Here is a 9371-nt window from a genome sequence, read left to right on the forward strand (position 1 = left end):
AGGAGTGAGGAGTGAGGAGTGAGGAGTGAGGAGTGAGGAGTGAGGAGTGAGGAGTGAGGAGTGAGGAGTGAGGAGTGAGGAGTGAGGAGTGAGGAGTGAGGAGTGAGGAGTGAGGAGTGCTCGGCTGGGAACGTGGGTGGTAGACAGGAAGATTGGTGCGACAGAAAAATTGGGACGCCGGAAAAACGAGTGGCCTACTTTTAGATCTTCATCTTTTTGTTATCTATTTTTTTGCCTGGAACTTGTCGTCAATTCCTGTCGTCGGTTGAACGACGCGTCGATCGCTGTCACGGCTCGCTGAATGATTCGATTGATCTTTGTCTGGTTTCATTCGTCTGTCCCCGATTCGTCTGGCCTTCTGCCTTCTTCAGTCTGATCGCACCACGTCATTGGTGTGCGATTTGCGATGGTCAATGTTCCCATCATGCTGGACCACTCATTGTCATTCAGCAACACGGATCGTTGCTCGGTCCCGGTTCGTCCTTGCCACCGTTTCCTATTTTTTAACCTCCCATTTTTTTAACCTTTCGAGGTTATCGCGGGTGCAGACGGTTTGCGACGGAAGGAGTGGCCGAGCAGAATGAAGCAACTATTTTCCTGCCCCCTCCATCTTCCTGCCCAACCTTCGGTTGAATGGAACGTGCCTACTATCGCTTCGCGAGTTGGCTGCGACTGCGGAGTCACCATTTTGCCAATTCCAAGCCAGTGATTACGATCGCTGCTCCGTCTCTTCACGCGTAGCCTATTGGCGTGCTTCACGGGGCAACGGCGTGGGCAAGCACCGATCGCTGGGCCGTGACAGGTTCGACGGTTGTCGATTGACGGTATGCGTTGGTTGTCGGGCTGGCGACGACTTGCGTCTGGCCGTTGCTCGGTCGGTGGATAGACAGAAAAATTGGTGTGACAGAAAAATGAAACTGCGATGGCGATTTGGGATTGCGATTGAACGCTGACGTTGATTTCCATTTTCTAACCTTTCGCGGTATCTCGGGTGCAGACGGTTTGCGACGGAAGGAGTGACCGAGCGGAATGAGTCAGTTATTTTCCTGCCCCTTCCATCTTCCTGCCCAACCACCCGGTTGAATGGAACGTGCCTGCCATCGCCCCGCGAGTTTGCTGCGATTGCGGAGTCATCATGCTGCCAATTCCAAGCTGGTGATTACGATCGCTGCCGCCGCTATCGCGGCTATGTTTTTTTTCGTACCCGAAACCCCATGCTCACGCATGGGGCTAAATGCTGCCGCCGCTGCAGCGGCTCTTCACGCGTAGCCTATTGGAGTGCTTCACGGGGCCACTGTGGGCAAGCACCGATCGCCGGGCCGTGACAGGCTCGACGGTTGCCGATTGACGGTATGTGTTGGTTGTCGGGCTGGCAGCGAATTGCGTTTGGTCGTTGCTCGGTCGGTGGAGAGACAGAAAGATTGGTGCGACAGAAAAATGAGACGTCGATGACGTTTTGCGAATGGGATTGAACGCTGACGTTGATTTCCATTTTTTAACCTTCCATCTTTTAACCTTTCGCGGTTATCGCGGGTGCAGACGGTTTGCGACGGAAGGAGTGACCGAGCAGAATGAGTCAACTATTTTCTGCCCCTTCCATCTTCCTGCCCAACCACCCGGTTGAATGGAACGTGCCTGCCATCGCTTCGCGAGTTTGCTGCGACTGCGGAGTCATGATGCTGCCAATTCCAAGCCAGTGATTACGATCGCTGCTGCGTCTCTTCACGCGTAGCCTATTGGCGTGCTTCACGGGGCAACGGCGTGGGCAAACAGCGATCGCTGGGCCGTGACAGGCTCGACGGTTGCCGATTGACGGTATGTGTTGGTTGTCGGGCTGGCAGCGACTTGCGTTTCGTCGTTGCTCGGTCGGTGGAGAGACAGAAAAATTGGTGCGAAAGAAAAATGAGACGTCGATGTCGGTTTGCGAATGGGATTGAACGCTGACGTTGATTTCCATTTTTTAACCTTCCATCATTTAACCTTTCGCGGTATCTCGGGTGCAGACGGTCTGCGGCGGAAGGAGTGGCCGAGCGGAATGAGTCAGTTATTTTCCTGCCCCTTCCATCTTCCTGCCCAACCTTCGGTTGAATGGAACGTGCCTGCGATCGCATCGCGAATTTGCTGCGACTGCGGAGTCATCATGCTGCCAATTCCAAGCCAGTGATTACGATCGCTGCCGCGGCTCTTTGCGCGTAGCCTGTTGGCGTGCTTTACGGGGCAACGGTGTGGGCAAGCACCGATCGCTGGGCCGTGACAGGTTCGACTGTTGCCGATTGACGGTATGCGTCGTGTCTCGGGATGGCTGCGAATTGCGGTCGTTCGTTGCTCGGTCGATGGAGAGACCGAAAAATTGTTGCGGCAGAAAAATGAGACTGCAACGGCGAATTATTGCATCCAATGGACGAGGTCGGCTTTGCGAGCCAAGCCGGTTTGACGCTTGACGATCTCGCCATCTTTGACCATCACCAACGTAGGCAGACTCGAAACTTGCATTTCGCGAGCGATCTGTTTGTGTTCGTCGACGTTGACCTTCACAATCAGCGTGTCGTTTTCGGCAGCGGTTTCTTCCAACTCGTGCAAAATCACAGCTTGCTTGCGGCACGGTCCACACCAATCGGCGTAGAAGTCCAGCAGCACGTTACCATTGGCTTTGGCCAGTACGGATTCGAGATCGCCATTGGGAGGCAGGGTGATCAGTGCGGGACCGTCCGGTTTGTGGGGCGTTTCTCTGCTGGCGATTGGTGAAGGGGCCAAATTGGCACTGGCTAATGTCGTCGTCGCGTGGTTTGCAGGAGTTGTCGCCGAGACGGTTGCGATAGATGTGTCAACGGCGGCGGAGGACGAAGGGGGCGAAGCGGAGGTGGCGTCCGCGATCGCAGCCTGCTGGATTGCATCGGATTCATCGACTACGCCCGTCAGATCGCTTGAAACCGTGCGACCGAAAACCGTGCGACCGAAGCCAAAGCTAGCTCCTCCACTACATCCGCTCGCAGCGGCGAGTACGGCTGGCAATAGCATCATTGTACTTAGACGAAGATTTTTCATTATGAGTCTTTGCGAGAAAGGCCGGATCGTTCCATGCGTGTTACAAGACCACGTGCGACAACCGCAAGGGCGTTGGCCGGTTGGCCGTTGCGCAAGAGGTTGATTGACAATCCGACGTGCATCCCGCCGTAACCTTTCATTCGATGATGAGGAAAATCCACGGAGTCGAGTTTCACGCCGAGAGCGGGCGAGACGGTGTGCCGAGAATTCCGTGGTCAGTCCCGAGTGAAGACCACCGTAAAAGCTCGGCAAACTGCGGGAAATAGATCGATGACGTCTTGGATTCACAGCGACCTGAAAAGGGGGCGGCAGGGGGTGAAACATCGCAAATGAATTTTTTGGGGGACAATGAGGTGAACGGGTGAGGGGGCATTGGTGTCTGTTCAAGCGGCCCGCAGAGCGGGATCGCCGGGAGCGGGGGGCATAATCCGGTCCATATTCACTCCGTTTTGCCCTTGTGGTGCGTGACAGAATTTTGAAAACCATTAAACTTCGGGCTATGACAGAAAAAGCTAACGAAACCGCCCCAGACGCTGACGCTTCCCTCCCGACGCCAAACTCAAGCGAAAACGCGAGTAAAACGACTCCGCCGGAAGACGCTGCGCAAAAAAATCCCATGGCTCAGCCTTCGCGTGCGATTCGGCCACATGGCGTCGAATACAGCCGCAAATTGGCAACCGCAGCCGCAAAAGTCGCCTTGGAGAACAAAGGCCAAGACGTCATGGTTTTGGACGTTTGCGGACAAACCGCCGAATTTGACCTGTTCGTCTTTGCGACCGGTTCGAGCCGGCGTCAATTGCATGCGATCAGCGAGCAAATCGACGATGTCTTGGAAAAAACGCTCGGTGACCAACGGTTGGGGATCGAAGGGTACCAGGACAGTCATTGGATCGTGCTGGATTACGGCAGCGTCGTGATTCACTTGTTCGACGAAGAAACTCGTGAATATTACGATCTCGAATCGTTGTGGGCTGACGGCAAACCGATTCCGCTCGAGGAATTAGGGCTGAAACCAAACGCCTAGGCTGACGAACGTGGTGTTCGTTAGAATTTTTGAGCCTGTGAATGTTCGTCGCCAGCAAATTTCCAGTCACTGGGGAATCCGGCCGGACATTGGCTGTGCGAACGTCACGCCATCGCTATTGATTGGCGGAGCTCACTGACGCCTGTCATCTCGCTGCGGTCCGAAATGCCGCACGCTTCCAACTTTCCCATCGCTTCTTGGCTGGAATTTTGCACGATGCATCTCCCGAATCAGTTTAGTGTTCGCTTTGCCGAGGCACTTAAAACGTTCGTCGAAGACCCGAGTCCGTTTGCTTCGATGATCCGCTCGACCAACGATCCCAAGTTTGGTGACTACCAAGCGAACTGTGCGATGCCGTTGTCGAAACAGATTGGGAAAAATCCACGTGAGTTGGCATCGGGGATTGTCGAGAAACTGGATCTCGACGCAGTTTGTGAACCGCCTGAAATCGCCGGTCCTGGGTTCATCAATCTGCGTTTGAAAGACTCGTTTCTGTTGCAGTCGCTCCGCGACATGCTTGCCGATCCGCGTTGTCTGGTCTCGCTCGCAAACCCGAAACGCAAGGTCATTGTCGATTTTTCGTCACCCAACGTGGCCAAACCGATGCATGTGGGTCATATCCGCAGCACGGTGATTGGTGATGCGATCGCGCGAACCTTGGCATTTCTCGGGCACGATGTGATCACCGATAATCATCTCGGGGATTGGGGGACTCAGTTCGGCATCATCATCTATGGTTACAAACATTTTGGTGACGCGGACAAGGTGGCCAAAAATCCGGTTACCGAACTCGCGTCGCTTTATCGATTTGTGAATCAATTGATCGAGTATCGAAAGGCCAAACGCGCAGTCGAGCAAATTCCGGCTCAATTGACCGATGCGAATTCCGAAGTCGCTGCAGCGGAACAAGCACTTCAAGCCGCCGCGGATCCGAAAGCACAAAAGCATGCGAAGAAGGCGTTAGCATCGGCCAAGAAGAAGGTCGAATCGCTCGAAACGCAATCTGAATCGCTTCTTGAAAAGATCCAAACGGTTGAAGCGGACGCGGAATTGGTCGCGCAAGCCAACGCACACCCGGATGTCGAAAACGCGGTACTTCAGGAAACCGTCAAACTGCACCAAGGTGACAGCGAGAATATTGCGCTTTGGACCAAGTTCCTGCCGCACTGTAAGGATGAAATCAATCGCATCTACAACCGTTTGAATGTGACGTTTGATCACACACTGGGTGAAAGTTTCTACCACTCGATGCTCGAGCCCGTGGTCGAGGATCTCGAGAAGCGGGGGCTCGCTCGCGACAGCGAAGGTGCTGTGTGCGTCTTTCTAGATGAATTTGACGCGCCAATGATCGTCCGCAAAAAAGACGGTGCGTTTCTGTACGCGACCACCGACATTGCAACCCTGAAGTATCGACTCGAAGAATTCAATCCTGATGAAATCTTGTACGTCGTCGACAGCCGACAAAGCGAGCACTTTGATAAGTTGTTTGCGGTTGCGAGAAAGATTGGGATGGAAAATGTGAAGATGGTTCACGTTAATTTCGGGACGGTGCTAGGCGAAAACGGCAAACCGCTAAAAACACGTAGCGGCACGCTGATCGGATTAGAAGGGTTGTTGGATGATGCGGTCAATCGCGCACGCGAAGTCGTTTGCAACCCCGAACGGATCGAAAAAATTGATCCGCCGATGGACGATGCGGAACGTGAACAAGTTGCTCAGGTCGTCGGCCACGGCGCGATCAAGTACGCTGATTTGTCACACCACCGCACCAGCGATTACAGTTTCAGTTTGGATAAGATGGTTGCGCTCGAAGGCAACACGTCCGCCTATGTGCAATACGCCTACGCTCGCACCCAAGGTATTTTGCGAAAAGCGGGGGTGACTGATTCCGAAGTGATCTCGATCGATTCCGAGTTGACCGAATTCACCCATCCTGCGGAACGGGCGCTGGCCGTCAAATTGCTAAGATTTGAAGAGGCACTTGTTTCGGTGCATCAGGATTACGCCCCCAACGCCTTGGTCGACTATCTCTATGAAACCGCAAAAGCGTATGCGGTGTTCAACGACAATTGTCATGTGTTGAAAGCGGAAAGTGAAGCGATCGCATCGCTCCGATTGGCTTTAGTAGCATTGACCGGCCGCGTCATTCGCGTTGCCTTGTCGTTGTTGGGCATCAACGTCGTCGCGCGGATGTAGACCGACCGTTTTGGCCGTTTGGCGGGTCAGCTTAAATCGAGTTGCACGGTTATCCGCTTTTGTCGGCGAGCCGATGGAAAACAAAGATTGACAGATTCGGTAGTTGCTCTACGGTAACTTAGCGTTATCTTTGTTTCGAGACCGGCGACCTATGCTCATTCAAGCTGGAACTCTCATCATGGCTAAAAAGAAATCTTCGGGTGTCAATCGCGCCAAGGCGATCCGTGACTACTACAAGGCGCATCCCAATGCCAAGCCGCTTCAGGTCAGCGCCGAGTTGAAGAAACAAGGAATCGAAGTGACGGCGCAATACGTCAGTACCATTCGCTCGAATTCAAAACGACAACAGGGTGAGGTCGGAAAACCGGGTCGCCCAAGCGGCAAGAAGGCAGGCGGTGAAGCTGCGGCGAAACCCGCGAAGACGACGAACCACCGGAAACAAAAGGTCTCGCTCCCCTTATTGGTGCGATTGAAACACCTCACCCGCGAGTTTGGTGGGATCGCGGAAACCCGAGCGGCCCTCGATGCCCTCGAAGCGATCAAGGACTAACGCAATTTGATTACGCCGAGTCACGCCGACATCGAGCGGATTGCGTGTCGGATTGGCTGGCGGGGTGTCTCGCTTTGCCCGCTGCAATCGGCAAATCTAGAAGTGCCGCTGCGGTCCCGCTCTCAATTCTGAGCCCTCCGTTCTGTGAATCCGTTGCAGTTGCGTGTAAAATGGAGGGCTGTGCCGAGGTTTCGTCCTGCGTCGGTGTTTCTTTCTTTTTTCGCTCATTCTTGATCTAGTTGTATGAGTTTGACTCCCGATCAGTTCGCACAACGAATCAAAGACTATGGTTTGGCGGATCCACGCGCCGTTGACCGTGTCCGCAGCGAATTGGGAGCGGGCGATGTCACGCTGGAGGACATGATTGACGCGATGCAGCGGTCGGAGATCGTTTCAACGCTGCAGACCGAGAAATTGTTGCGGGGGGACCGCAGCGGCTATTTTTACGGTGATTACAAGGTCCAGTACTTGATTGGTGCGGGTACCTTTGCTCGCGTTTACCGGGCCGAGCGAGAGGGGAACATTTTTGCCGTCAAAGTGCTCCGCAAACGATTCCGCGACGAGCCCAAGGAACTGGAGCAGTTTTTGCGTGAAGGCCGCATGGGGCTGAAGCTGCGGCACCCCAACATTGTCAGCATTTACGACGTTATTCCGGACGTTCGCAACCCGTTCCTGGTGATGGAATTTGTCGAGGGACAAACGCTTCGTGAACTGGTTCGTATCCGCGGAAAACTGCCAGCGGATCTTGCGCTCAGTTTGATCAGCGATATTTCGTCGGCCCTCGCGCATGCCGCGTCACTGGGGATTTCGCACCGTGACTTGAAATTATCCAACGTGTTGATTTCGACCGACGGCAAAGCCAAACTCGTCGACTTTGGGTTGGCGGCGCTTGCCGATCGCAATAATCCCGAACAGATTGCCGATTGTCCAAACGCGCGGGCAATCGATTACGCGGCACTGGAACGGGGCTCGGGCGTTCGTAAAGACGACCCGCGTAGCGATGTTTTCTTTGCCGGAAATATGCTCTATCACATGCTGGCGGGCGAGCCGGCACTGAGCGAAACTCGCGACCGCTTGGCGCGTTTGAACGTCAACCGTTTCATTGATATTAAACCGCTGACGGACTATGCCCCCGACGTCCCAGGGGTGGCAAACCAGATTGTTCAAAAAGCGATGCGGTTTGACGTCAGCCAGCGGTACCAGTCGGCTGCCGAGCTGAACGCGGAAGTTCGCAAAGCGATCACGATGCTCGAGCGCGGGATCACCGGCAGCAGCCCCGACGACTACCATCAACCGATGGCCGAACACCAAGACGATGACGAGATTCCCTCGAACGAGGGCGAAGGTTATGTGGTGTTGTTGGTCGAGTCAAAGATTGGTCTACAAAACGCCATTCGCGACCGTTTGAAAGCACGAGGATATCGCGTTCTGATCATTCAGGATCCGAATCGCGCGTTGGCCCGGTTTGCTACCGCCGACGAGCAGCCAGCGGATTGTGTGATCTTTGGCGCCGCCGACCTGGGGGCGGACGCCGTCGATGCCTACAACCGGTTTGCCCAGGACGAAACAACTTCCGGTATACCCAGCATCCTCTTGATTGATCGACGACAAACCAATCTGATTCAAGCCGCGCTGCGTGGACCGAATCGCAAAATGTTGGGACTGCCGCTGAAGGTTCGGGAACTACGTCAAGCGCTCAGCCAGTTGTTGGTTGGTGTCAACCGACGGCCGGCGGGGACGTACTAGGTTGACGCCGCATTTTCGCAGGCAAATGGGGGGATGGCACGTCGTGCAACTTGTTAAGGCTCGCTGTTTCCTGGGGTGAATCGGTTTCCTGGGGGTGAACGGATCTTTAGCAAGACCTCCTACGGTTTTTCGGCAAGCCGCAGACGTGCTTCGTCTGCCCAGGGGCTATCGGGAAACAGTTCCAAGAAACGCGTCCAGTGGTGGACCGCCTCGCTGGTTCGGCCGAGCGAATCGAGTGTCTTGGCCAGATGGTAATGCACGTCAGAGTAGTCTTCAAAGATCTGCAGGGCTCCTTGGAACGAGGCCACTCCGAGTTCGGGTTGTCCCGTTTCTGCCAGCACGATTCCTAGGCTGGCACGGGCTTCGACGAACTCGGGATCGATTTCGATCGCGCTGTAATAGCGTTCGCGTGACGCAATCGTCTCGCCGATTCGGTACAGCAATTCACCCATTTGAAAGTTGATATCCGCCCGCGGTCCGTCTCGCGCTAAGATCGCGTGGTAGAAATCGATCGCTCGCTGCAGATCGTCTTCATCCTCGGCCTGGTAAGCGGCCACCAGCAGGGCGTCGGAGTCATCCAGAGCGCGATTGCCCACAGGAAACGAGGTGTCGTCCTCGCGTACCATCGACAACACATGCCCCGCCGCAAAGTCATCGTCTTTGGTCGCAGCGGCGTCGAAATCATCGAGGGCATCAAAGTCGAACCGCAATTGGCCACCCGGTTCCACCAATCCCTCACCGTGCCGCAGCAGCACGAATTCACCTTCGACCAAGATCGAGAGCTGTTCGAGCGGCCGGTGGATATCCGGC

Annotated in this window: 6 protein-coding genes; 4 read left to right on the top strand and 2 right to left on the bottom strand. The window is 54.8% G+C overall.

The genetic code is table 11. The features are described from left to right. Positions 1-2385: 2385 nt before the first annotated feature. Entirely contained in the window at positions 2386-3045 is a 660-nt protein-coding gene (locus tag ABX962_RS21085) for a thioredoxin family protein (protein ID WP_372722029.1), read from the bottom strand. A 616-nt stretch (positions 3046-3661) separates the two neighbouring features. On the opposite strand from ABX962_RS21085, the gene rsfS reads away from it, so the two are divergent. The 4 genes from rsfS to ABX962_RS21105 all read left to right on the top strand — a co-directional run bounded on the left by rsfS (position 3662) and on the right by ABX962_RS21105 (position 8561). After that, positions 3662-4069, top strand: coding sequence for a ribosome silencing factor (gene rsfS, locus ABX962_RS21090; RefSeq protein ID WP_339946617.1), 408 nt, complete (start codon positions 3662-3664; stop codon positions 4067-4069). 216 nt (positions 4070-4285) lie between these two features. Next, complete coding sequence (gene argS, locus ABX962_RS21095; protein WP_372722031.1) at positions 4286-6265, top strand: arginine--tRNA ligase; 1980 nt, start codon at positions 4286-4288, stop codon at positions 6263-6265. A gap of 178 nt (positions 6266-6443) precedes the next feature. Continuing rightward, complete coding sequence (locus tag ABX962_RS21100) at positions 6444-6815, top strand: hypothetical protein (RefSeq protein WP_345325746.1); 372 nt, start codon at positions 6444-6446, stop codon at positions 6813-6815. Positions 6816-7058: 243 nt separating this feature from the next. After that, complete coding sequence (locus tag ABX962_RS21105; RefSeq protein ID WP_372722033.1) at positions 7059-8561, top strand: protein kinase; 1503 nt, start codon at positions 7059-7061, stop codon at positions 8559-8561. Between the two features lie 119 nt (positions 8562-8680). On the opposite strand, the gene ABX962_RS21110 is transcribed toward ABX962_RS21105, so the two are convergent. Further along, positions 8681-9371 (bottom strand): tetratricopeptide repeat protein (locus ABX962_RS21110; RefSeq protein ID WP_372722035.1); only part of this gene is annotated, 691 nt, incomplete at its 5' end.

Origin of the sequence: Novipirellula sp., from assembly GCF_041583735.1 — a bacterium.
GTDB lineage: Bacteria > Planctomycetota > Planctomycetia > Pirellulales > Pirellulaceae > Novipirellula.

Excerpts from the sequence above, each read along its gene's own strand:
- ABX962_RS21100 (WP_345325746.1), top strand. The coding sequence starts at position 6,444 with ATGGCTAAAAAGAAATCTTCGGGTGTCAATCGCGCCAAGGCGATCCGT.
- ABX962_RS21105 (WP_372722033.1), top strand. The coding sequence starts at position 7,059 with ATGAGTTTGACTCCCGATCAGTTCGCACAACGAATCAAAGACTATGGT.
- ABX962_RS21085 (WP_372722029.1), bottom strand. The coding sequence starts at position 3,045 with ATGAAAAATCTTCGTCTAAGTACAATGATGCTATTGCCAGCCGTACTC.
- argS (WP_372722031.1), top strand. The coding sequence starts at position 4,286 with ATGCATCTCCCGAATCAGTTTAGTGTTCGCTTTGCCGAGGCACTTAAA.
- rsfS (WP_339946617.1), top strand. The coding sequence starts at position 3,662 with ATGGCTCAGCCTTCGCGTGCGATTCGGCCACATGGCGTCGAATACAGC.